This window comes from Nocardia speluncae NBRC 108251, from assembly GCF_001613245.1.
In the GTDB taxonomy this organism is placed as follows: Bacteria; Actinomycetota; Actinomycetes; order Mycobacteriales; family Mycobacteriaceae; genus Nocardia; species Nocardia speluncae.
In genome coordinates this window covers 14,500-37,331 of record NZ_BDBZ01000015.1, presented here as the reverse complement: position 1 = coordinate 37,331, position 22,832 = coordinate 14,500, and the positions used below count along the sequence as shown (strand labels likewise).

22 protein-coding genes are annotated in these 22,832 nt (G+C 67.8%); 2 read left to right on the top strand and 20 right to left on the bottom strand.

Annotation, left to right across the window (positions count from 1 at the left end):
* Positions 1-176: 176 nt before the first annotated feature.
* Together tsf and rpsB are read right to left on the bottom strand one after the other, a co-directional pair.
* On the bottom strand, positions 177-1,001 hold the full coding sequence (tsf, locus tag NS6_RS16195; RefSeq protein ID WP_068042666.1) for a translation elongation factor Ts: 825 nt from the start codon (positions 999-1,001) through the stop codon (positions 177-179).
* A 148-nt stretch (positions 1,002-1,149) separates the two neighbouring features.
* On the bottom strand, positions 1,150-2,016 hold the full coding sequence (gene rpsB, locus NS6_RS16190) for a 30S ribosomal protein S2 (RefSeq protein ID WP_068042664.1): 867 nt from the start codon (positions 2,014-2,016) through the stop codon (positions 1,150-1,152).
* A 2,228-nt stretch (positions 2,017-4,244) separates the two neighbouring features.
* Between rpsB and NS6_RS16180 the strand changes: the two genes are divergently transcribed.
* Positions 4,245-4,721, top strand: a complete 477-nt coding sequence (locus NS6_RS16180) for a M23 family metallopeptidase (protein WP_068042661.1) — start codon at positions 4,245-4,247, stop codon at positions 4,719-4,721.
* A gap of 158 nt (positions 4,722-4,879) precedes the next feature.
* Here the strand turns inward: NS6_RS16180 and NS6_RS35195 are convergent, their stop codons facing one another.
* The 13 genes from NS6_RS35195 to NS6_RS16115 form a co-directional block, all read right to left on the bottom strand.
* Complete coding sequence (locus NS6_RS35195; RefSeq protein WP_168443475.1) at positions 4,880-5,203, bottom strand: DUF202 domain-containing protein; 324 nt, start codon at positions 5,201-5,203, stop codon at positions 4,880-4,882.
* An 8-nt stretch (positions 5,204-5,211) separates the two neighbouring features.
* Positions 5,212-5,598, bottom strand: a complete 387-nt coding sequence (locus NS6_RS16170; RefSeq protein ID WP_084471100.1) for a YidH family protein — start codon at positions 5,596-5,598, stop codon at positions 5,212-5,214.
* 402 nt (positions 5,599-6,000) lie between these two features.
* On the bottom strand, positions 6,001-6,924 hold the full coding sequence (locus tag NS6_RS16165; RefSeq protein ID WP_068042753.1) for a tyrosine-type recombinase/integrase: 924 nt from the start codon (positions 6,922-6,924) through the stop codon (positions 6,001-6,003).
* Positions 6,925-7,302: 378 nt separating this feature from the next.
* Positions 7,303-8,568 (bottom strand): DNA-processing protein DprA, encoded by a 1,266-nt coding sequence (dprA, locus tag NS6_RS16160; RefSeq protein WP_084471099.1) that lies wholly within the window; start codon positions 8,566-8,568, stop codon positions 7,303-7,305.
* Positions 8,565-10,073, bottom strand: coding sequence for a YifB family Mg chelatase-like AAA ATPase (locus tag NS6_RS16155; RefSeq protein ID WP_068042658.1), 1,509 nt, complete (start codon positions 10,071-10,073; stop codon positions 8,565-8,567). The genes dprA and NS6_RS16155 overlap by 4 nt, the downstream gene beginning before the upstream one ends.
* Entirely contained in the window at positions 10,073-10,429 is a 357-nt protein-coding gene (locus NS6_RS16150; RefSeq protein ID WP_068042656.1) for a YraN family protein, read from the bottom strand. Before NS6_RS16150 ends, NS6_RS16155 begins: the two co-directional genes overlap by 1 nt.
* Before the next feature lie 298 nt (positions 10,430-10,727).
* Positions 10,728-11,033 (bottom strand): DUF2469 domain-containing protein, encoded by a 306-nt coding sequence (locus NS6_RS16145; RefSeq protein ID WP_011210678.1) that lies wholly within the window; start codon positions 11,031-11,033, stop codon positions 10,728-10,730.
* A 150-nt stretch (positions 11,034-11,183) separates the two neighbouring features.
* On the bottom strand, positions 11,184-11,909 hold the full coding sequence (locus tag NS6_RS16140; RefSeq protein ID WP_084471098.1) for a ribonuclease HII: 726 nt from the start codon (positions 11,907-11,909) through the stop codon (positions 11,184-11,186).
* A gap of 34 nt (positions 11,910-11,943) precedes the next feature.
* Positions 11,944-12,732, bottom strand: coding sequence for a signal peptidase I (gene lepB, locus NS6_RS16135; protein WP_068042751.1), 789 nt, complete (start codon positions 12,730-12,732; stop codon positions 11,944-11,946).
* Between the two features lie 113 nt (positions 12,733-12,845).
* Positions 12,846-13,187, bottom strand: coding sequence for a 50S ribosomal protein L19 (rplS, locus tag NS6_RS16130; protein ID WP_062996305.1), 342 nt, complete (start codon positions 13,185-13,187; stop codon positions 12,846-12,848).
* Positions 13,188-13,312: 125 nt separating this feature from the next.
* Positions 13,313-14,263 (bottom strand): hypothetical protein, encoded by a 951-nt coding sequence (locus NS6_RS16125; protein ID WP_068042652.1) that lies wholly within the window; start codon positions 14,261-14,263, stop codon positions 13,313-13,315.
* Between the two features lie 26 nt (positions 14,264-14,289).
* A complete protein-coding gene (locus NS6_RS16120) occupies positions 14,290-16,773 on the bottom strand; it encodes a Tex family protein (protein ID WP_068042749.1) in 2,484 nt (827 codons plus the stop codon).
* A 105-nt stretch (positions 16,774-16,878) separates the two neighbouring features.
* Complete coding sequence (locus tag NS6_RS16115; protein WP_068042650.1) at positions 16,879-18,510, bottom strand: AMP-binding protein; 1,632 nt, start codon at positions 18,508-18,510, stop codon at positions 16,879-16,881.
* 89 nt (positions 18,511-18,599) lie between these two features.
* Between NS6_RS16115 and NS6_RS16110 the strand changes: the two genes are divergently transcribed.
* On the top strand, positions 18,600-19,454 hold the full coding sequence (locus NS6_RS16110) for a helix-turn-helix transcriptional regulator (RefSeq protein ID WP_068042648.1): 855 nt from the start codon (positions 18,600-18,602) through the stop codon (positions 19,452-19,454).
* 62 nt (positions 19,455-19,516) lie between these two features.
* On the opposite strand, the gene NS6_RS16105 is transcribed toward NS6_RS16110, so the two are convergent.
* The 5 genes from NS6_RS16105 to rpsP all read right to left on the bottom strand — a co-directional run bounded on the left by NS6_RS16105 (position 19,517) and on the right by rpsP (position 22,766).
* A complete protein-coding gene (locus tag NS6_RS16105) occupies positions 19,517-20,431 on the bottom strand; it encodes a Fic family protein (protein WP_174552603.1) in 915 nt (304 codons plus the stop codon).
* 427 nt (positions 20,432-20,858) lie between these two features.
* Positions 20,859-21,545 (bottom strand): tRNA (guanosine(37)-N1)-methyltransferase TrmD, encoded by a 687-nt coding sequence (trmD, locus tag NS6_RS16100; RefSeq protein ID WP_068042644.1) that lies wholly within the window; start codon positions 21,543-21,545, stop codon positions 20,859-20,861.
* Positions 21,546-21,555: 10 nt separating this feature from the next.
* Entirely contained in the window at positions 21,556-22,080 is a 525-nt protein-coding gene (rimM, locus tag NS6_RS16095) for a ribosome maturation factor RimM (RefSeq protein ID WP_068042642.1), read from the bottom strand.
* Complete coding sequence (locus NS6_RS16090; RefSeq protein WP_030521790.1) at positions 22,081-22,323, bottom strand: RNA-binding protein; 243 nt, start codon at positions 22,321-22,323, stop codon at positions 22,081-22,083. It abuts the gene before it with no gap.
* Positions 22,323-22,766, bottom strand: a complete 444-nt coding sequence (gene rpsP / locus NS6_RS16085) for a 30S ribosomal protein S16 (RefSeq protein ID WP_068042640.1) — start codon at positions 22,764-22,766, stop codon at positions 22,323-22,325. The genes NS6_RS16090 and rpsP overlap by 1 nt, the downstream gene beginning before the upstream one ends.
* Positions 22,767-22,832: the final 66 nt, after the last annotated feature.

Here is a 22,832-nt window from a genome sequence, read left to right as displayed (position 1 = left end):
CTTCCGAATGGCCCGGGCGCGGCGCGCGGCTACGTAGCATAGGCCACTACAGGGCGGCTTCTATCCTGCCCTACGTCGCTCGGCGCCCGTACGACGGGGCGGGCGAGGCCGGAAAGTGCCCGCTCAGCAGCAAACCCCCGCCGCAGCGTATGCGACGGGGGTTCGTGCGAAACGGATCAGGCCTGGCCGACCTCGAACCGGGCGAACCGGGTAACGGTGACACCGGCCTCGTCCAGCAGGGCTTTCACGGTCTTCTTGTTATCGGTGACCGACGGCTGCTCGAGCAGCACGGTGTCCTTGAAGAAGCCGTTCACGCGCCCCTCGGTGATCTTGGGCAGCGCAGCCTCGGGCTTACCTTCTTCGCGGGCGGTCTGCTCCGCGATCCGGCGCTCGTTCTCGACGAGATCGGCGGGGACCTCGTCGCGGGTGACGTACTTGGCCTTGAGCGCAGCGACCTGCATGGCGGCGCCGCGGGCGGCCTCCGCAGCGGCGTCACCGGAACCGGTGTACTCGACCAGCACGCCAACGGCCGGCGGCAGATCCGAGGCCCGCTTGTGCAGGTAGGTGGCCACCGGGCCGTCCAGGGAGACGACGCGGCGCAGTTCCAGCTTCTCGCCGATCTTGGCCGCCAACGCCTGCAGCGCCTCGTCGACCGTCGAGCCGTCGAGGGCCACGGCCGCGAGGGCATCCACATCGGCCGGTTTGGCAGCCGCGGCAGCAGTGACAATCTTGTCCGCCAGCTCCTGGAACTCCGCATTCTTGGCGACGAAGTCGGTTTCGGAGTTGATCTCGACCATCACGCCGTCCTTGGCGATGACCAGGCCCTCGGCGGTGGTGCGCTCGGCCCGTTTGCCGACATCCTTGGCGCCCTTGATGCGCAGCAATTCCACGGCCTGGTCGAAATCACCGTCGGTCTCTACCAGCGCGTTCTTGCAGTCCATCATTCCGGAGCCGGTGAGCTCCCGCAGCCGCTTCACGTCAGCGGCGGTGTAGTTCGCCATCGGGGGCGAGCCTCCTTCGAGAAAGTCAGGTACCGGTCAGCGGTGGCCGCGGCTCGTACAGCCGTGGCCACCGCTGTGGGAAATTCGAGTTCGGCGGCGCTCACCTCGGCAGCAGCCGGTGAGCGCCGGCCGAACACAGGGTGACGACTCAGGCTTCGGCCGGAGTCTCCGCGGGCGCCTCGGCCGGGGTCGCGGGGGCCTCGGCGGGGGCCGCGGGGGCCTCGGCCGGGGTCTCTGCGCCGGGCGCGGCCTGCGCCAGCAACTCCTGCTCCCACTCCGGCAGCGGTTCCGCACCGGCCTCGGGCTTGTCGTCGCCGCTGGAGCGGCCGGCCCGGGCCTGCACGCCCTCGGCCACCGCGGAGGCGACCACCTTGGTGAGCAGCGCGGCGGAACGGATCGCGTCGTCGTTACCCGGGATGGGGTAATCGACGAGGTCGGGATCGCAGTTGGTATCCAGGATCGCGATAACCGGGATGTTCAGCTTGCGAGCCTCGCCGACTGCGATGTGCTCCTTGTTGGTGTCGACGACCCAGATGGCCGAGGGCACCTTCTGCATATCGCGGATACCGCCGAGGGTGCGGTCCAGTTTGTTCATCTCACGCGTGAGCATGAGGATTTCCTTCTTGGTGCGACCCTCGAAACCGCCGGTCTGCTCCATGGCCTCGAGTTCCTTGAGACGCTGCAGACGCTTGTGCACGGTGGAGAAGTTGGTGAGCATGCCGCCCAGCCAGCGCTGGTTCACATACGGCATACCGACCCGCGTGGCCTCGGCCGCAATGGACTCCTGGGCCTGCTTCTTGGTGCCGACGAACAGGACGGTGCCGCCGTGGGCGACGGTCTCCTTGACGAATTCGTAGGCCTTGTCGATGTAGGTCAGCGTCTGCTGCAGGTCGATGATGTAGATGCCGTTGCGGTCGGTGAAGATGAACCGCTTCATCTTCGGGTTCCAGCGACGGGTCTGGTGCCCGAAATGCGCGCCGCTGTCGAGCAGCTGCTTCATTGTTACGACAGCCATTGCTCTCGTATCTCTCTTTCGTTGCCGGTTGTCACAGCAAGCCGGCGGCCTGCTGCCCTGGCACCACAGAACACTCGGACCCGATCATGGATCGGGACCAGCCGAGATGTCCCCTGTTCCGGAATCGGGCCGCCGGCCGTCGGCTCCCGGGGAGCGCGGGGCGGGCAGCGCCGTGATGAACAAGCACGGTGGTGCGCGAAGTCGGTCGGTGCCACACAGAAACCCGCGAACACAGACCGCTCGGCCAGTTTACGGCGTGCGCTGCGAGAATCGGAAATCGGCCGGTCGCGCGACGCCTCCGGCGAGATACGGGCAAGCATTTCGAAACACGTCTTGTTCACAGACGGCGGGTTATCCACAGGCGCCGGAATTGCGGGTTCCGGCCGGAATCAGCCACGGGCACGCTGAGCCTATGAGCCGTCACGACACCGCCGACCACACCCCTACCGCACCGGCAGGGCTCCCATCCGCGCCGCGCAACTGGCCCCATATCGCACCACGCGACCGGCCGGTCTCCGCCCGTGCCGCACTCCGCGGCGAACCGTTGCCACCATGGCCGCGAAGATCGCCCGAACCACCGGCGGCGTGTCCTCGACGGCGCGGGGTGCTGCGGCGCCATACCGGCATGCCCGGCCCCTCCGCACGCACCGGGCACGGCCGCGGCACGCGATTCGCACGCCACCTGTGGTGTGCCGACAGCCGCCGGAGGACGGACGCCGCCCGGCCCGTCGCCGCACCCGCCGATACAACCGGAAGCGCCCCGGAGCGGCAGAGCTGCGAGACCGAGTGGAGTACCTCTGCACGCTCTGCGGTTCGCCGCTCCCTCCCGGTCCGCGCTCGTGCACACCACCAGGACATACCCGCAACATCATCAGCTCGTGCCGGTAGCGAAACGATGTCCGGCCGGCGTCGCTCGGTCCGGACCGCGGTCCCAGCGGGCGCCGCAGCCGGTATGTCCGCCGTGTCTCAGGTGATCGGGCCCGGAAGTTCGGAGCCGGCCGCTGCGGGGCCCGGCGATATCGAACGGCGCGCCCGGCGATACGAACGCCGGATGGCCCACACTGCCGGCCGTCCCACAGACCGCGAGTGTGTCCCCGTTCTACTGGGCGCGCTCGAATCGCAGCGTGCAGCCCCGGAGCGCCGGTCTCCCGCCGTGCCACCCGATGGGTCACCGCTGCCCTCGGGGACGCCGTCACGGCTCGCACCCGGTCGGCGATTCCGCCGCTCACCGGTCCGGAACCCGGTCCGGCGTGCTGTCCCGGAAGACCACACCGGCACCCCGAGCCGATCGTCGCGGTACCGAGGCGTGGCGATAGCCGGCAGGTCGCCGCGCTCCACGGCGTTGACGCTCCGCCCTACGGGCGACGGAACTGCACAGATCCACGCATCGCGGAAGGTCGGCGATACGCGGTTCCCCTCGGCAGCACCTCGGATACCGAAAGGACGAGGCCGCGTGGCCGATCTACCTGCTCCGAGCGCGCGAGCGAGCGGCGGCGAGCAAAACCCCGCGACCCGGGTGATGACCGCGGCCGGCCACCAACTGGTCACCCGTTCGGTCTCCGTCCGAGCTCGGCACCGTCGCTCGGTGGCGAGGCATCGGCGGTGGGAGGTGCTACTCGGTGCCGCATTCACCACGGTGCTCGTCGCGTTCCCGTTGGGCCCGGGAGCCACGGCCGCCGCCTATTCCGGTGGGTCGGTGGTGCTCGCACAGTCCTTCACCGGCGATAACGCGGCCGGCCGCCGGGCGGTGGGGACGCCGGGGGCGAATTCCCTGCCTCCGGGCCTTTCTTCCGATGGTGGGCGGGCACGGACAACGCCGATCTCCGCACCTGCCTATGACGAGGCACAACACGTCGTATTGGGTGCGACAACCCGAGATTTGCCCGTCTCCCACCGGGAGGCGGTGCTGGAGGGGCCTACCGTTCCCCCCGCTCTCGACCTGACGGGGCACGGCCCGAATTCGGCGGCCGTCTCCGGCGAAGGCCCGACCACACCGGCTGCAGTCGCTGCATGCGGCGGGTCGGGATCGGCTTCCGGGTCCGGGTCGGCCTGCACGGTCGTTCCGGCGCTGGGTGAGCTGCTACGTACGTTGATCCGGCTCGCGCCGAAGATCGCTCCGCCCTGTCCGTGCCCGCATGGCCGGAAATAGGAGCGCCGCCGGGCCGGGCGTATGGAGGGGGTACGCCCGGCCCGGCACGGGCTCTTTTATCGGGCTTCTGGTTCTGCTGATGGCACTGGCCTCCACCGATACGGCCGCAGCCCGCCCGGACAAGCCATTCACCTGGCCGTTGCGGCCACGCCCGGCCGTCGAACGAATCTTCGACCCACCGGAACAGGACTGGCTGCCCGGGCATCGCGGTGTCGATCTCGCCGGAACGCCGGGGCAGCCGGTTTACGCAGCCGGCCCGGGAGTGGTGGTCTTCGCCGGCGAAGTGGCCGGCAGGCCGGTCGTATCGATACGCCACGAAGGAGACCTGCGGACTACATATGAACCGGTGGTGGCCGAGGTCACGGTAGGTAGACGAGTCACCCACCACACCGCAATCGGTGTCCTCGAGGCGGGGCACGCAGAATGCGCGGCGGCTTGTCTGCACTGGGGGGTGCGGCGGGAACAGAGCGGCCGGGCGAGGCGGGAGTATCTGGACCCACTCGGCTTGCTGCGGCTGTCCTCTATCCGTCTGAAACCAGTGCACCCTGGCCGGTAACCAGATCCGACAAGTACACAGGCACGATCATCGCCGCGTCAGCGCCCCGATTCCGGTACTCCGGCATCGCGGTCACCGAAGTCGATGACCTCGTTGCCGACGGTAACCAGGTCATGGCCGAAAACCATGCGGTGCGGTTCCGCACCCGTTCCACGAATTCACCAGCCGGCGACCGGCGTGAACAGCGTGAACCCGACCGTGACGGCCACAACTACGGCCAACGCCACGGTGGTCCACCGGATGGTCGTGGCGCCGGAGCCGCCCGCACCTCGGTGCAGCCGAAGATTTCGGCGGTACCCCAGACCAGCGACGACGAGCAGGACCAGACCGGCGATACCGGGCGCCAGCGCGGCCGGATCCCAGCCGGCCTGCAGCACCGCGCGGAGCAGCAGCAGCGCGACGGCCACCGTGCCCAGGCATGTTCGTCGCCACGACAGCGCGGTTCGTTCCGCAGCCAATCGGATTTCGGTGGAATCAGGCACGGCACACCTCAATGCAGCAGTACTGCCACGCAGGCGAGTACTGCCACGACTGCGGTACCCGCGGAAAGTACGGGAACGAGCACCGTGCCGGGCAGTGGCCGACCCTCGTCCATGGCCGACCGGATGCGCCGCCAGTGCAGGAAGGCACCGACCGCGACCACCAGCGACAGCAGCAAACAACTCACCGCCAGCACAGAACGGAGATCCGATGGCCACTGCTCCACCACCACGGTGTGCACGGCGACACCACCGGCGAGCAACCCGAGTGCGGTGCGAATCCAGGACAGGAAGGTCCGCTCATTGGCAAGGGTGAACCGGTAATCGATCGGAGCCACTACCGGTTCCCGTGTCTCATCGGCGCCCGGTTCCCCGGCTGCCTCCGGTACCGGGCTCATCGGGTATTCGCACTGGTAGCGGTCTGCACGCTCGCCTCCCGATCCGCCTTCGGAAACTGCTGAACGGATCCGCTGGACAGCGTAAACGCCGCGCCGTACACGAGTCCACGTCCACGCGCTGATTCGGTATGTCGGGCCGAGCGAATACCGCGGAAAGCGCGTTCACCGGACTTTGCCCCGGTTTCGTGCCGGCGGGGATACGGATCGGCGACTGGGCAAAGATCAGGCAGCCCCCTCGTTTCCGCACATCGAAATCATCTCCCAGGTCGATCTCGATCGGTCTGTGAGATCGGGTTCCGCAGGCTGCGCCGGAACTCTGCGCGCAGGCCGTAGGCGGACCCGCTCCGTCCGGTCGATCACCGCCGTCACAGAACCTGTTCGCGACGATCGGTCGCCCCTCTCTCACGCCCGTGGGTGCGCCTGGTCGTGCACTGTGCGGAGGCGTTCGATGGATACGTGCGTGTAGAGCTGGGTGGTGGCCAGGCTGGCGTGGCCGAGTAGTTCCTGCACGACCCGCAGATCGGCGCCGCCTTCGAGGAGATGCGTGGCCGCCGTATGACGCAGCCCGTGCGGACCCATATCGGCGGCTCCCGGCACTGCGGAAATGGCCGAGTGCACGACGGTCCGGGCTTGGCGCTGGTCGAGGCGCCGGCCGCGCCGGCCCAGTAACAGGGCGCGACCGGAATCCGGGACGGCCAGCATCGACCGGCCGTGATTCAGCCAGTTGTGTACCGCCTGGTCGGCCGGCAGCCCGAACGGTGCGGCCCGTTCCTTGCGTCCTTTGCCGAGTACGCGCACGACTCGGCGTTCCCGGTCCACATCATCGATGTCGAGGCCGCACAGCTCGCTGACCCGGATACCGGTGGCATAGAGCAGTTCGATGATCAGCCTGTCTCGTAATGCCATCGGGTCGTGCTGGGCCGCACCCGATTCCACCGCAGACATGATCCGGGCGGCCTGTTCCTGACCCAATACTGCGGGCAGGCTGCGGTGCGCTTTGGGCGCGGCCAGCCGCAAACCGGGATCACGGTCGAGCCGGCCGGTATGGGTGAGCCATGCGGTGAAGGCCCGGGCCGCGGAGGCACGCCGCGCCATACTCGTGCGTGCGGCCCCCTGGTCCGCGTGCACCGCCAGCCATGATCGCAACGTGGTCAGATCGAGTTCGCGCAGCGAAGCATCGGCAGACTGGCCGAGCAGATGCCGCAGCAGCGATCGGATGTCGCCGAGGTATGCGCGCACGGTATGCGCCGACCGGTTACGGCCGAGTTCCAGGTATCGCCCGTATTCGGTCAGCAATGCTTCGAGGTCCTCGGGTAGTTCCACCACCACACCGTTGCTCGCGGCCCGCGGCTCCGCAACCCCACGCGCCGGGACCGACCACCAGCGCTCGCCCGCTGCCGGACTACGAGTCCGGTAGGGCGGTGCACAGCGCTCGTCGTCGGGTGGGCGTTCGGCCGCGCGGCTCCTGGGCCAGTCGGATCAACTGCGCCGGCACACAGCCGGCGCGGCGTCGTGGCCCGGATCGGGTTCGCGCATCCTGGTCGGGACAGCGATCGCGGCCCGACTGATGGAGACGAACCCACCCGCACGTCCGCGACGAATCGCCCGGCCTCCCCACAAAAACCCGGGAACGGTGCAGCTCAGCCGCCGACGAAGCTGGTCCTCACCTTCGAAGATTCCCCCGACCGGCGGTGCCGGTATGGATCAGCATCCTTTGCTCATGCTGCTCGAATCACTGTGCAACGTGAGCCCCGGTACGACACCGCTGTCCGCCGGCCGGTCCGCCGGAGTGCGCTTTCCGTTGTGTAGCCGGAACCAGCCCGACCCGGCGCTCTCGGCCAATCCGGCCATATCCAGGGCCGCAAGCGCGGCACGGACCTCGGCGACGGTCAGCCCGGTGGTGGCGCACAATTCGTGTGGCCAGCGTCCGCCGGTATCGGGCAGAGCCGCGCACACCGACGACTGTGCTGCTGTGAGCTGTTGTGCGGCAGGTGGTTCCGAGTCGCCGGCCGATGGTAGGTGCAGCGGTGCGGCGACGGCCAGTACCTCGTCCACGCTGCCGACCAGGACCGCTTCCCCCTCGCTGATCATCCGATGGCATCCGGCGGACGCCGCGGAATCCACCGACCCGGGGACCGCCATGGCAGGACGACCGATACGGCGAGCCCATTTCACGGTATTGCGCGCCCCGCTGCGCACCCCTGCTTCGACCACCAGCACACCATCGGACAGGGCCGCGATAAGCCGGTTCCGTGCCAGGAAATGATGTTTGCGTGCGGTAACGCCCGGCGGATATTCGCTGACCACCAGACCTGTTTCGGCGATCTGGTCGATCAGGCGATCGTGCTGGGCAGGATAGGGCCGGTCCACTCCGCAGGCCAGCACGGCGATGGTGGCGCCGCCGACAGCGAGTGCCGCACGGTGAGCCATACCGTCGATACCGAAGGCAGCACCGGAGACGATGGTCCAGCCGCGGGCCCCGAGCTCTCCGGCCAGCGCGCCGGCGGCCCGATCACCGTATCCGGTACTGCAGCGGGCTCCGACCACTGCCAGCGAGCGTTCGGTCAGCTCTGTCAGATCGCGGGTGCCGCGTACCCAGAACACCAGCGGAACCGCGCCGTCGGGATCACGTCCCGGCGGTAGCTGCGATAGGCCGAGCATCCGCCAGGCAGGCCATTCCGGATCGTCGGGTGTGACCAGCCGGCCGCCCAGCCCGCCAACGGTCTCCAGGTCCCGGGCCGCCTGGTCTTCCGCGCGGCGCGATGCTGTCGCGGCGTGCAGAACCTGCGGCAGTTCCCGTTCCCGGACGGCTCGTGCCGCCTCTACTACGCCGACGGATTCGATCAATGCGGTGAGCGCCGGGCACGGCCCCAGGACCACCCGGGACAGATAGGCCCACGCGAGCTGTCTGCGGCCGGGATCGTCGGCGGCCCCCTGCGCAGCCGACGCTCCGGGCCGCCCGGCTGTCACTGCGTTCCCCGCTGCCGGAAGTTGAGCGCCTGCATCACGTCGTGTGCGGTGGGCACATCGCCGCCGCGCAGATCACATACCGTCCAGGCGACCCGGAGCGCGCGGTCGGCTCCCCGTGCCGAGATCCGCCCCAGCCGCAGCGCGGCTTCTACCGGTGCCGTGGACTCGGCGGGTAGCGGTAACTGCCGCCGCAGGACGTGGCCCGGTACTTCGCTGTTGGTCAGCCAGCCGAATTCGCGCCAGCGAGCCGCAGCGGCCGAGCGGGCGGTTGTGACCCTTGTCCGTACCGTCGCGCTGTCCTCGGCTTCCGCGGCCGCCAGACCGGCGGACGACATGGGATGCATCTGCATCCAGATATCGATCCGGTCGATCAGCGGACCGGACAGTTTGCCGAGGTACCGGCGCCGGGCCAGCGGTGCGCAGATGCAGTCCACGTCGCGGGCAGGGGCGCAGGGGCAGGGGTTCGCGGCCAGGATGAGCTGGAACCGGGCCGGGAACCGGGCGACCCCGTCGCGCCGGGCGATCCGGACTTCGCCCTCCTCCAGCGGGGTGCGCATCGCCTCCAGCACCTTGGCACCGATTTCGGCGCATTCGTCCAGGAACAGCACACCCCGGTGGGCGCGGCTGACCGCGCCGGGCCGGGCCGAACCCGACCCACCGCCGACCATGGCACTCACCGAAGTCGAGTGGTGGGGTGCGACGAACGGTGGGGTGGTGATCAGCGGTTGTTCCTCGGAGAGGGTGCCGGCCACCGAATGGATCGCGGTGACCTCCAGCGCCTCGTTCTCCGACAGCGACGGCAGCACGCCCGGCAACCGTTGCGCGAGCATGGTCTTGCCGATACCGGGTGAACCGGTCAACAGCAGATGGTGCCCGCCGGCCGCGGCGACCTCCAGCGCCCACCGTGCCTCGTGCTGTCCCGCGACATCGCGCAGATCGCCCACCGGCGACGCCTGATGCGCCGGCAGGCCGCGTGATTCCGCAAGCTCTCGCTCTCCACGTAACCAATCGAGGGTGGCGCGCAATGTGGGTGCCCCCAGGACCCGGATCCCCGCGACCAGCCCCGCCTCGCACAACGCTTCCTCGGGGACGATCACGGTTTTCCGGCCCGCCTGCCGCGCCGCCAGCACAGCGGGCAGGACCCCACGGACCCGCCGCAGCCGGCCGTCGAGCGCAAGTTCGCCGAGCAGGACCGTACCGGCGAGTTTGGCGGAAGGCACGATATCGGCCGCGTCCAGCACGGCGACGGCCAGCGCCAGGTCGTATGTCGAGCCGACTTTCGGAAGCGTCGCGGGGGACAACGCCAGGATGACGCGCCCATCGGGCCATTTCTCACCGGTGTTGGCCACGGCGGCCCGCACTCGATCACGTGATTCCTGCAGCGAGGTGTCCGGCAGGCCGACAAGGTGCACAGAAGGAAGCCCCTGTCCGATGTCGGCTTCGATCTCCACGACCTGTCCATCGATCCCGCGGACGGCGATCGAGCAGGCCCGGCCGAGCGGCATCAGAACACCGCCTCGAGGTGCTCGATCACGGGTTCGGTGGTTTTCGCCAGCAGGACCGAGACCACATCGAACCGAATGCGTTGCCACGGCCCGTCCTGCTCGGTGAGCCAGAGCAGCGCGAGCCGGCGGATCCGCCGCTGTTTCTCGTAGGTGACGGCTTCGGCCGGTGTGCCGTACCCGAGACCAGACCTCGTCTTCACCTCGACGAATGCGGTGATCCCGGCATCGCGGACGATCAGGTCCAGTTCGCCGTACCGGCAGCGCCAGTTGCGGCAGATGATTTCCATTCCGGCGGCCTGAAGATATTGCGCCGCCAGTTCCTCCCCTTGTGCGCCGAGCGCCGTGTTGTGTGCCACCCGCTCAGCATCGCGGGCGTTCGCCGCGGTGCGGGTCGGCGACCTGGGAAGACACCGAACCTGTGGACAACCAGATCCTGTGGACAAGTATCGGCAAGCGCAGGCGGGAAGGACTGCACCGAATCCGGAATCGTGCCGCCCCGGTTCTTTCCCGGAATACCGGGCTCACGAGCACTGCCGGGACCACGATGACAGCACCACGTGCGTTCGCCATCGGACGGGCCCGGCCACCGGCGCCGATGCACGCCGCGATCGGGGCCGGCGCCGGACCGGAATCAACGGTCAGGGCCGGGGTCGATCACTCCGGCAGCCGCAGGTCCGGCTTCTCCAGCTCCTCGATATTGACGTCCTTGAAGGTGATCACCCGGACGTGTTTTACGAACCGAGCCGGCCGGTACATATCCCACACCCAGGCATCGCTCATCCGGACTTCGAAGTACACCTCGCCGTCGGCGTTCTGCGGCCGCAGTTCCACGGAGTTGGCCAGATAGAAACGGCGCTCGGTTTCCACCACGTACGAGAACTGACCGACGATGTCCTTGTACTCCCGGTACAGCGAGAGTTCCATCTCGGTTTCGTATTTCTCGAGGTCCTCGGCACTCATCGGGTGGAACGTCCTCCTTCTCGCCGCCATGCGTATGTTGTCATCATCGCTCATGCCGCCTGCGCATGTCACCGTGGGCCGGTCGACCACCCCTCGGCTCCGGGCGTAACCTGCCGCAACCACAGGTGGCCAGACCCGCCGTGTGGCACGTCAGGCGGCTCCACCGGCCCCGGTGGTGACCTCCACCAGTATGTCGCCGGCCGGGGACAGCGCGACCTCACTGTCCCGCACATTGCGCCATGACCTGCGATGTTCCGGGCACGGTCCGAGCCGTTGCAGCGCTTCCGTATGCCGGGTGGTGTTGTACCCCTTGTGTTCGGCGAACCCGTATCCGGGCAGGCGCTGATCGAGTTCGACCATCATCCGGTCGCGGGTGACCTTTGCCAGCACACTGGCCGCGGCGATACACGCCGCGGTGCCGTCCCCGCCGATCACCGGTAGTGACGGCACCGGTAGTCCCGGTACCCGGAACCCGTCGGTGAGCACATAGCCGGGGCTTCGCCCGAGACCGGCGACGGCCCGGCGCATCCCCTGGATATTCGCCACGTGGATACCGATGGCGTCGATTTCGGCCGCCGGGATCACCACGACCGACCAGGCCGCAGCGAGCCGGGTGATCACCGGATACAGGGCCTCACGGGTCGCCTCGCTGAGCTTTTTGGAATCGTCCAGCCCGGCCAGCGCGTCGTGCGCGCGGGGCCCGAGGACACACGCGGACACCACGAGTGGCCCTGCGCTCGGGCCGCGCCCCGCCTCGTCGACTCCGGCGACCGGCCCCAGCCCGCAGCGATGCAGTGCCGATTCCAGGGTCCGCAATCCACCCGCCCGGCGCATCACAGCCCGCGGCGGCCAGCTTTGGTCTCGTACTGTTTTCATACGCGTATTCGTCGCCAACTCGATCCGCCCCGGCTCAATTCTCCTGCGGATTCGTTCCATCGATGAGCCCGATCCGGCCCGGGGGCCAGATCTTGAACACCGCCTTGCCGCGGACGTTGTCGATGGGCACGGTGCCCTGGAGTTCGTCACCGATATGCGCCCGGGAATCCGCGGATTCGTTGCGGTTGTCGCCCATCACCCACAGATTGCCCTCGGGCACGGTCACCGGCCCGAAAACGCGGCCCACCGGGTAGGAGGCGTTCGCCTGACCGGGCATCCACGGGTAATCGTCCTCGACGTAGGGCTCGACGAGCGGCTGCCCGTCGACCATGACCCGGCCCTGGTCGTCACAGCATTCCACGGTCTGCCCGCCGACCGCGATAACGCGTTTGACGAGGTCGTTCTCATCCGGCGGTACCAGACCGAAGAACGAGAAGAAGTTCTGCACACCGCGGACGGCCGTATTGTCCGAGCGGATGGAACGGTAGTGCCCGTTCCAGGAGGGCGGCCCGACGAAGACCACGACGTCACCCGGCTTCGGGTCGCTCCAGTAGTAGCTCACCTTCTGCACATAGATCCGGTCGCCGGTGCAACCGGCGCAGCCGTGCAGGGTCGGTTCCATGGATTGGGAAGGGATGACGTAGGGACGGCCGACGAAAGTCACCATCAGAGCGGCGATCACCGCCGCGATCACCAGCAGGATGGGAAGCTCCTGCCAGAACGGCCGTTGTTTCTTCGCTTTGACGGCCCGCCGCGACCGGCGCCTGCGGGGCTGCCCGTCCGCGGGATCCGACCCCGATCTCGACCAACTCTCGTCTGCCACGCGAACAGCGTAGCCCGGCACCGCGATGGTTACGCGGTACCGGGCTACTTATGCCGTTCGCCGAGGTCACCGGCACGCATGAGGGCGCGCGGGTGTCGGCGATCAAGGGCAGGTCAGCGCTTCTCTTTGATCTTGGCGGCCTTACCGCGCAGCTCGCGCAGGTAGTACAGCTTGGCCCGGCGGACATCGCCGCGGGTCACCACATCGATGTGATCGATGGTGGGGCTGTGCACGGGGAAGGTGCGCTCCACGCCGACACCGAACGACACCTTGCGCACGGTGAAGGTCTCGCGGATACCGCCGCCCTGGCGCCGGATGACGGCGCCCTTGAAAACCTGGATACGCTCCTTGGAGCCCTCGATGACCTTCACATGCACATTGAGGGTGTCGCCCGGACGGAAGTCGGGGACATCGCTGCGCAGCGAGCTCTCGTCGACGAAATCAAGGGTGTTCATGATCATCCTTCTGATGGTCGCGCGAACAGAGGAACCTGGCGGCGCGGGCGCTCGACCGGTTCGTGCTCCGAATGTGGGATGCGCCGGGCCGAATGCGACCAGGGCAACCCGTGCATTGTGCCAGATCAGGGATCGCTTCCGGAAATGGGCCCCGGTGCGGCCTGCGGGTCGACGGAGTCCTCGGCAGTTTCTGCCGTGCCGCCGTGCGCCCACCGGTTCAGATCGTGCAGCAGCGGGTGATCCCGGTGTGGCGCGGGTGGCGCGGCAACCACCCGGCGGGCCAGTTCTTCCTCCGCCGCCGACCGGACATGCTCGGCATCCGGTTTCCCGGCGATCAGATCCTGGACGAAGATCTTGGCCCGGATCACCGGGCGGCGGTAGCGCCGTTCCCGCACGATCGCCCGGTACATCAGCCGCCGCCGGTTGTTACCGTAGCGCCAGCGCGCCCAGGGGGCCCCGGGCCGGCTCAGCCGCAGGGCTCCCACCACCAGCAACGGCAGGAAGAACATCCCGAACAGACCGGTCCAGATCTTGCCCTTGGCGATCACCACGGCGGCCAACGCCAGATTCCCCAGCGCGAACGCGACGACTGCCCCCCGCACCCACGCGCCCGGGTAATCGCGCAGGCCGTTGATCTCGAGCAGCCACAGCGGGTGGAAACCGAGCAGCAGCAGGCCGGTCACGGCGAGCGCGACGAAAACCGCATCCACCGAGGTGCGGCCCTGTTTCTCCCAGTAGACGTCGCGTAGGTAGTAGAGCAGCGCGAACTCGTCGAGGACCAGCGCCGCACCGACACCGAACGATGCAGCCAACCCTGCTGCGACGGCCGGACCACCACCTGCGTCGGCGGTGGCGATCATCCCGATCCCCGAGATCAGGACCAGCACCACCCCGAACACCATGTGGTGGATGTGCACACCACCGGGTTTCAGATTGCCGGGCCACCAGCGCACCTGAGCCCGGATCAGCCGGACGCTGACCCGGATCACCAGGAATCCGATGATGAATCCGAACAGGAAGCACAGGAGCGGGAGCCTGCCCGCGGCAATGACGTCCTCGGACCACCACTGCCGCATACCGGCTCTCCTTCACTCCGAAGGCGCTACTTTCCGAAACCCGCCCGCCGCAGCGCATCGGCCATGGCGCCGTTCGCAGGTGCATTATCCCGCCGATTCCCACGCCCTTGGCCTCGATTGCGACCCGGATCGCCCGCGCGGCCACCGGCGCCGCCCTGACCACCGGCGCGACCGGCAGCATTACCTTGGCCCCCACGGTTCTTCGCGGCCCGGCCCTGACCACCGCGATCCCCTCCGCCGGCACGGCCCGCATCGTCGCGTCCACCGGAACTGCGGCCGCGGTCACCACCCGGCCCCTGGCCGCGTTCCGGTTTACCGGCGCCGGGCTCGTCGTCGAGCCGCAACGACAGCCCGATCCGCTGGCGCGGTATATCGACCTCGAGGACCTTCACCTTGACCACGTCACCGGATTTGACGACCTCCCGCGGATCGCGGACGAAATTCTTCGACATCGCCGACACGTGGACGAGCCCGTCCTGGTGCACGCCCACATCGACGAACGCACCGAACGCGGCGACATTGGTGACCACGCCCTCGAGCACCATTCCGGGTTGCAGATCGGCGACCTTCTCGATACCGGCGGCGAATTCGGCGGTTTTGAATTCCGGCCGCGGATCGCGACCGGGTTTCTCCAGTTCGCCGATGATATCGGTGACGGTCGGTACGCCGAAGGTCTCGTCGGTGAATTCGGCGGGAAGCAGGCCACGCAGCACGGATCCGTTGCCGATGATCTCGGCGATTCCGCTGCCGGTGGAGTCGAGGATGCGGTGCACCACCGGATAGGCCTCCGGGTGCACAGCCGAGGTATCGAGCGGGTTGACGCCGTCGCGGATCCGCAGGAAGCCGGCGCACTGTTCGAACGCCTTGGGGCCCAACCGCGGAACGTCCAGCAGCGCGGTCCGGCTCGGGAAAGGACCGTTGTGGTCGCGGTGGGCGACGATACTTTCCGCAACCGAACCGGTGATGCCCGAAACCCGCGACAGCAGCGGAACCGAGGCGGTGTTCACATCGACACCGACCGCGTTCACCGCGTCCTCGACCACCGCGCCCAGGGAGCGAGCCAGCAAGGTTTCGGAGATATCGTGCTGATACTGCCCCACCCCGATGGATTTCGGTTCGATCTTGACGAGTTCGGCCAGCGGATCCTGCAATCGGCGGGCGATGGAGACCGCGCCGCGCAGCGAGACATCCATTTCGGGAAGCTCCTGCGAGGCATAGGCGGAGGCCGAATACACCGAGGCGCCTGCCTCGGACACCACGATCTTGGTCGGTTTGTTCTCCGGAATCCGTTCGATCAACTGCGCGGCCAGCGCATCGGTTTCCCGCGAGGCGGTGCCGTTCCCGATGGCGATCAACTCGACCCCGAACCGCTCCACCAGGGCGGCGAGGGCCGCCAGCGATTTCTCGGTCTGGTTCTGCGGTTTGTGCGGATAGATGACCTCGGTCGCCACGGCCTTGCCGGTACCGTCGACCACCGCAACCTTCACGCCGGTGCGGTAGCCCGGATCCAGGCCCATGGTGGCGCGAGTACCGGCCGGTGCGGCCAGCAGCAGATCTCGCAGATTGGCGGCGAACACCTCGACCGCATCGCGTTCGGCGGCCTGCCGCAAGCGCATCCTGGTATCGATACCGAGGCTGACCTGCAGTTTGGTCCGCCAGGCCCAGCGCACCGTATCCAGCAGCCAGGAATCTGCGGGGCGGCCCCGAGCGGCCAGGGAGAACCGCTGCGCGATCCGCGCCTCGTAGACGCTGCGCTCACCGGGCTCGAGTTCGGAATCCGCGGGTTCGGGATCGAGGTGCACGGAGAGCACCTCCTCTTTCTCACCGCGCAACAGCGCCAGGATCCGGTGTGAGGGCAGGCCGGTGAATTCCTCGGCGAAATCGAAATAATCGGCGAATTTCGCGCCGGCCTCTTCCTTTCCGGCGCGCACAGTCGCGGTAACCCGGCCCCGGCTCCACATCATCTCCCGGAGTTCGCCGACGAGATCGGCGTCCTCGGCGAACCGTTCGACCAGAATGGCCCGCGCCCCGTCGAGCTGTTCGGCGGTGTAACCGGCCGGATCGGTGGCCGGATCGCCGAGCAGGGCATCCGCGACGGGTTCGTGACCGGCCTCGCGGGCGATCTGAGCCTTGGTGCGGCGCTTGGGTTTATAGGGCAGGTAGATATCTTCGAGGCGGGCTTTGGTCTCGGCCAGCAGCAGCTGCCGGTGCAGGGCATCGTCGAGTTTGCCCTGGCTGCGGATGGATTCGATAACAGTGGCCCGGCGTTCGTCCAGTTCCCGGAGGTAGTGCAGGCGTTCTTCCAGAGTGCGCAGCTGGGCGTCGTCCAGGCCGCCGGTGACCTCTTTGCGGTAGCGCGCGATGAACGGCACCGTGGATCCACCGTCGAGTAGTTCGACGGCGGCCGCGACCTGGTTCTCGCGCACCGCCAGTTCGTCGGCGATGCGCCGGGTCACGGTGCCGGAAACGGCCGGGCCGGTACCGGTGGTGGCAGTCGAGTCTGTCTGGATCGTGTCGGGACCCGAGGTCTCTGGCGCTGTCGTCACGACCCGCACACTACCTGCGCCTGGTGACAGGCGAACCCGGCCCGGTCTTGCACTACCGGCCCGGCACCGCTACCGCTGACCGGCCGCGGTACGTCCCTGATCCCGGAGCAGGAAACGCTGGATCTTGCCGCTGGGCGTCTTGGGCAGATCCCTGACGAAATGCACGCGCCGTGGATAGGCGTGTGCGGCGAATTTCTTCTTGACCAGGGTCTGCAGCTCTTCGGCCAGTGTGTCGGTGCCCGTAACCCCCTCGCGCAGAACCACGAACGCTTCCAGCACCTCGCCGCGGAGCTCGTCCGGCAGACCGACGACCGCAGCTTCGGCGACACCGGAGTGCAGAACCAGCACACTTTCCACTTCGAAGGGGCCGATCCGGTAGCCGGCCATGATGATCACGTCGTCGTCGCGGGCCGAGAAGTGGAAAAATCCGTCGCTGTCGCGGGAGCCGGCGTCACCGGTGAGGTACCAGCGGCCGTCGGACGTGTAACGCTGCGCTGAGCGTTCGGGGTCGCCCAGATAGCCGACGAACCACAGCAGGGCGCTGTGCCGGGTGTCGATGGCGATCCGGCCGAGCTGTCCGGGCGGGGCCTCGATATCGGCCTCGTCGGCGAGCACGGTACAGGCCCAGCCCGGTAGAGAACGGCCCATCGACCCTGCGGGTGCGATGGCGTTCAGTTCGTCGTGCCAGGCGTTGCAGATGACCATGCCGTGTTCGGTTTGGCCGTAGTGATCACGGACCGCGACACCGAGCGCCTCGGCCGACCAGGCAACCACATCAGGCGTCAACGGCTCGCCCGCCGACGACGCGCGGCGCAATCGGGCCGAATGCCCCTCGGATCCGCCCCGCAGCGCCCGATAGACCGTCGGCGCGGCCGCGAAGTTGGTGACCCCGAACCGGTCCAGCACCTGCCAGGTCAGTTCCGGAGAGAAGCCGGCGTGCAGCAGCAGACTCCGGGTGCCCGATACCAGAGGTCCGAGGATGGCGTAGTAGAGACCGTAGGCCCAGCCGGGGTCCGCGGCGTTCCAGAAGACATCGTCGGGACGCACGTCGAGCGCGAATTCCTGATAGGCGTGGAAGGACGCCAGCGCACGCACCGGAATCGGCACGCCCTTCGGGGTGCCGGTGGTACCGCTGGTGAACAACTGGACCAGCAGACCGTCCCCGCCCACCGTCACCGCTGGTGCGCCGGTGTCCGACGCCGGGAGATCGGCCAGCCGCACGGCGCCCGCGATATCGTCCTGGCCGGTGACGACAGTGCGCCACGGCGGATCCGCGGGCATATCCCCGCCCGGTGCCAGCTTTCCGGCCTGATCCGGGTCGGCGATCACGACGGCGGTATCCGCGGCGCGCAACCGGAAAGCGATGGCCGGTGGGGCGAAGGCGGTGAACAACGGGACATGGACCGCGCCGCGGCGCCAGACCGCCAGCAGCACGGCCACCAGATCCGCGGATTTCGCCATCAACGTCGCGACCCGATCGCCTGGGCCGATCCCGAGACCGGCCAGCGCAGCCGCGTACCGTTCGGAGCGTTCACGCAGCTCACCGTAGGTCAGGTCGACCGACGAGAGGTCGCTCTCGACAACCGTGAACGCGACGGCCTCGGCCGGGTGCCGGTCGCAGAGCAACTCGGCTGCGCACGCATCGCCGCGGTCGTAGGTGTCCAGCAGTTCACGCACCCGCGTATTCGGGTCGGCACCCATCTCGCATCTCCTCGGTTCATCGATCCGGTGTTGCAATAGGATGTAGGTCACAGTTCGTCGGCACTACCCCCGAAAAGGGGTGAAACTTCATGACCGCAGATCCCGCGCTGCTCCGCCCCCGTGACAGTGACGCGCTGCGCGCCGAAATCCGCCGGCTGGCGGGCGCTACCGGGGTTCCGGTGTTCTTCGGTGGCGAAGTTCAGACCGATACGCTGCTGCTCAGCGAGTTCTGCGGGATCCGCACCAATGGGCTGCGCGGGTTGTCGGTCCGGCGCGCGTCCGGTCTGGGCGGCCAGGTCCTCGATTCGCGGCGGCCCGCGGCGGTGACCGACTATCGCAGCGCACTGTCGATCACCCATCACTACGACGGCCCCGTGCTCGGTGAGGGAATCCGTTCGGTTCTGGCGGTGCCCGTGGTCGTGGAAGACCGGTCGCGCGCTGTGCTGTACGCGGCAATGCGCGGCCCGGACCCGATCGGCGGCCGCACCGCCGAGGCACTGCTACAGGCAGGTCGCCGACTGGCGTCGGAGATCATGATCCGAGACGAGGTCGATCGGCGGCTGCGGTTGCTGGACGCAGCAGCCCCGTCGCCCGCGGCCGGCGGGGCGCTGGCCGAGGAAATCCGCGCCGTCCAGGCGGAGCTCCATACTCTCGCGGACGGCTACGCCGATACACAGCTGAGCACAGCCCTGCGAGGGATCGGCGACAAACTGGCCAGGGCCCTGTCGGGTCCTGCTGCCCCGGAGGCGCCCCGGCTCGCTCGCCGGGAAATCGATGTGCTGGTACAGGTCGCGCTGGGGTGCTCGAATCAGGAGACCGCACAACGTCTTTCCTTGGGCCCCGAAACGGTCAAGAGCTATCTCCGCAGCGCCATGCACAAACTCGACGCCCGGTCCCGGCACGAAGCCGTGGTCGCCGCGCGCCGCTTCGGTCTCATCCCGTGATGTGTGATGCAATACCGCCGACAAATTCCTGGACGGAATCAGCACGGTTATCCGGCGTGGACCTATAGCTCTTCCAGAAAGTCTCGCCACCAATCGACGTCGTGATATCCCGACCCGAGTGGCTCGGTCTCCCCGTTGTGATTCCGATAGCGTTCTTGCAGATCCTGCAGGCCGAATGTCTGGACCGGGTCCGCCGAAACCCCCAATTGCTGGAGTCGATCCGTGCGGTCGGCGAAGGTCTGGCTGCCCGCGCGAACTGCGTCCGTCCATTGATCGGTCGAGGAGAGAATATCCTTGTTGAAATCCGGCAGTACGCTGGGCGACAGCCCGTTGTGCTCCAATGACCAGTTCATCAGGAGTCGCGACGTGCGACCGTTGTAGTCCCCGTACGGGTGGATGGATACGAACCGCTGCTGGAGTTCGGCAGCAAGCCGATAGGGATCGGTTCCTGGCGCGCTGCGCGCCGTGTTGTACCAGTCACACAGGGAATCGAGTTCGTTGCGTATTACGACTGGATCCTTGAGCTTGTAGAAAACTGCGCCGATATTGGGTTTCAGAGGCACGGTTCCGTCGGGGATCCGTGCCAGCAAGGGATTCGCCTCCACGTTCGCTATCTCTTCGGGAGTGACGGGCCTCCCGCAGATGAACCATCGCTCGCGCACAGCGATGACGCCGCCACCGGGTCCCTCGAAACGCGCAACCCGTTGATGGAGTTCGGTGATGAACGGCATGGATAATTCCCGGTCGCCGTTACGGCGGCTGAATGCGCGGGCGTCCAGATAGCCCGCCCATGCTTTCTCACCGAACATCAGATCCGGTCGCGGATGACCTGAAATCAGGGCCGCGTGATGGACCGGCTCGTCGATGAACAAACTCGACTCCATCGCACGCTGCGACGGGGTGTTCAGCCCCAGCGCGGCCGACCGGTTCTCGATTACATCCGACGGTGTTTCGTCGTCCGGCGGCTGCCGGGACACAGTGCGCTGCGGTGCCGGTACGCCCGGTTCTCGCAGCGAACCACCGATAGCGTCGGTTCGACTTCCAAGAATCTGCCTCGCGCCCGCCCGGTCGGCGGTTTCCGCCCTGTGCGCGGCCGTTCTCGCCTCGGTCCCGATCCTGCGCACGACCCTCGCATCGAGTTCGGCGACCTCACCCGCCCGACGAATTCCCGGCACTATTCGATCACGAAATATGTCGGCAATGGCCCTGCTGATCCGCATCCCAGATCCTGCTCACCCTAGCGGCGTTTCGTCGATCTTCCACGAAGCGTGCAGGGTTCCGCTATTCGGCCCCAGGTGCGGCTCGTCGCCGCCGTATCGAAGCGACCCACGGCAAAGCTCGTCCGGTCGTTGCGCCACCTCTCACCAGCAGTGCCCTGACGTCGCAGATCGACCCGAGATCCGGTCAGTCGTCTCCGGGCAGGAGGTCCGGGCGACGTTCCCGTGTGCGGATCAGCGCTTGTTCCCGGCGCCAGGCCGCCACCTTGGCATGGTCACCGGACAGCAGGATCGGCGGGACCTCGAGTCCCCGCCACGATACCGGGCGGGTGTAGCTGGGGCCTTCCAGCAGCCCGTCGGAGAACGAATCCTGTTCGTGGGACTGCTGATTGCCGAGCACCCCGGGAATCAACCGCACCATCGCCTCGGTCATCACGAGGACCGCGGCTTCGCCGCCGATCAGTACGTAGTCGCCGATACTGACCTCTTCGACACGCACCCGGCGGGCCGCATCGTCGAATACTCGCTGGTCGATCCCCTCGTACCGGCCGCAGGCGAAGACCAGATGCTGCTCACCGGACCAGCGGGCGGCCGTGTCCTGGGTAAAGGGCACCCCGGCCGGTGTCGGTACGACGAGCAGGGCATCGTCCGGACACACGTCGTCGAGTGCAGCACCCCAGACTGTGGGTTTCATCACCATGCCGGGGCCGCCGCCGTACGGCGAATCGTCGACGGATTTGTGCACATCGCGAGTCCATCGGCGCAAATCGTGGACATCGACCGAGAGCAGGTCGTTGTCGATGGCCTTGCCCAGCAGAGCGGTGCGCAGCGGTTCCAGATATTCGGGGAAAATGGTGATCACGTCGAGCTTCACGACGACCGCCTCATTCCGGATCCAGCAGGCCTTCGGGCGGGTCGATCACGATCAGCCCGTCGGCGATCGACACCGTCGGCACGATAGCGGTCACGAACGGGATCAGGATTTCGCGGTCGTCGCCGGCGGCACGGACCGACAGCAGTTCACCCGCCGCGGAGTGCAGTACGTCGGTAACGGTGCCGACTGCGGAACCGTCGGTGAGTTCAACGCGCAGACCCTCGAGTTCGTGATCGTAGAACTCGTCCGGGTCCGCCGCCGAGCCCAGATCCGCGCTGTCCACCAGGAACAAGGTGCCGCGCAGGGCGTCCGCGGCCCCACGATCGGTGACACCGGCGAGTTGCACGAGAAGCCGGCCCGAATGCTCCCGGGCCGACTCCACGGTGAAATTCCGCACATCTTTCGACCGTGCCGCCCGGCCCCGCAGGGTCGAGCCGGGCGCGAAACGCGCCTCGGGTTCGTCGGTACGGACCTCGACGACCAGTTCGCCGCGCACGCCGTGCGATCTGGCGACCCGGCCGACTACGAGTTCCATCTACTGATCGGTGTCGACCACGTCGACCCGGATACCGCGGCCGCCGATACCGGCGACGAGCGTGCGCAACGCAGTCGCGGTGCGACCGCCCCGGCCGATGACTTTGCCCAAGTCATCGGGGTGGACGTGCACCTCGACCGTGCGCCCGCGGCGGCCGGTGATCAGCTCGACGCGCACATCATCGGGATTGGCGACGATGCCGCGGACCAGATGTTCCACGGCATCGGCGACGACGACGCTCATTACTCGGCAGCCTCGGCGGATTCGGTCGCCTCGGCGGCGCCCTCTTCCTTGTCTTTCTTGGCCTTCTTCTTCGGGGTCACGGCCTCGGCGACCGGCTCGTTGTCGGCGGCAGCCAGTGCGGCGTTGAACAGGTCCAGTTTGGACGCCTTGGCCGCGGCGACCTTGAGGGTGCCCTCGGTGCCCGGCAGGCCCTTGAACTTCTGCCAGTCGCCGGTGATCTCCAGCAGCCGCTGCACGGGCTCGGTCGGCTGCGCGCCGACACCCAGCCAGTACTGGGCGCGCTCGGAATCGATCTCGATCAGCGAGGGCTCTTCCTTCGGGTGGTACTTGCCGATGGACTCGATGGCCCGGCCGTCACGGCGGGTACGGGCGTCCGCGACGACGACGCGGTACTGCGGGTTGCGGATCTTGCCCAAACGGGTGAGTTTGATGCGAACAGCCATCTGCTGATCTGCCTTTCGTTGTGGTCACGGCGCAATTCAGCGGCTCACGCGGTTCGCGAGCCCGGT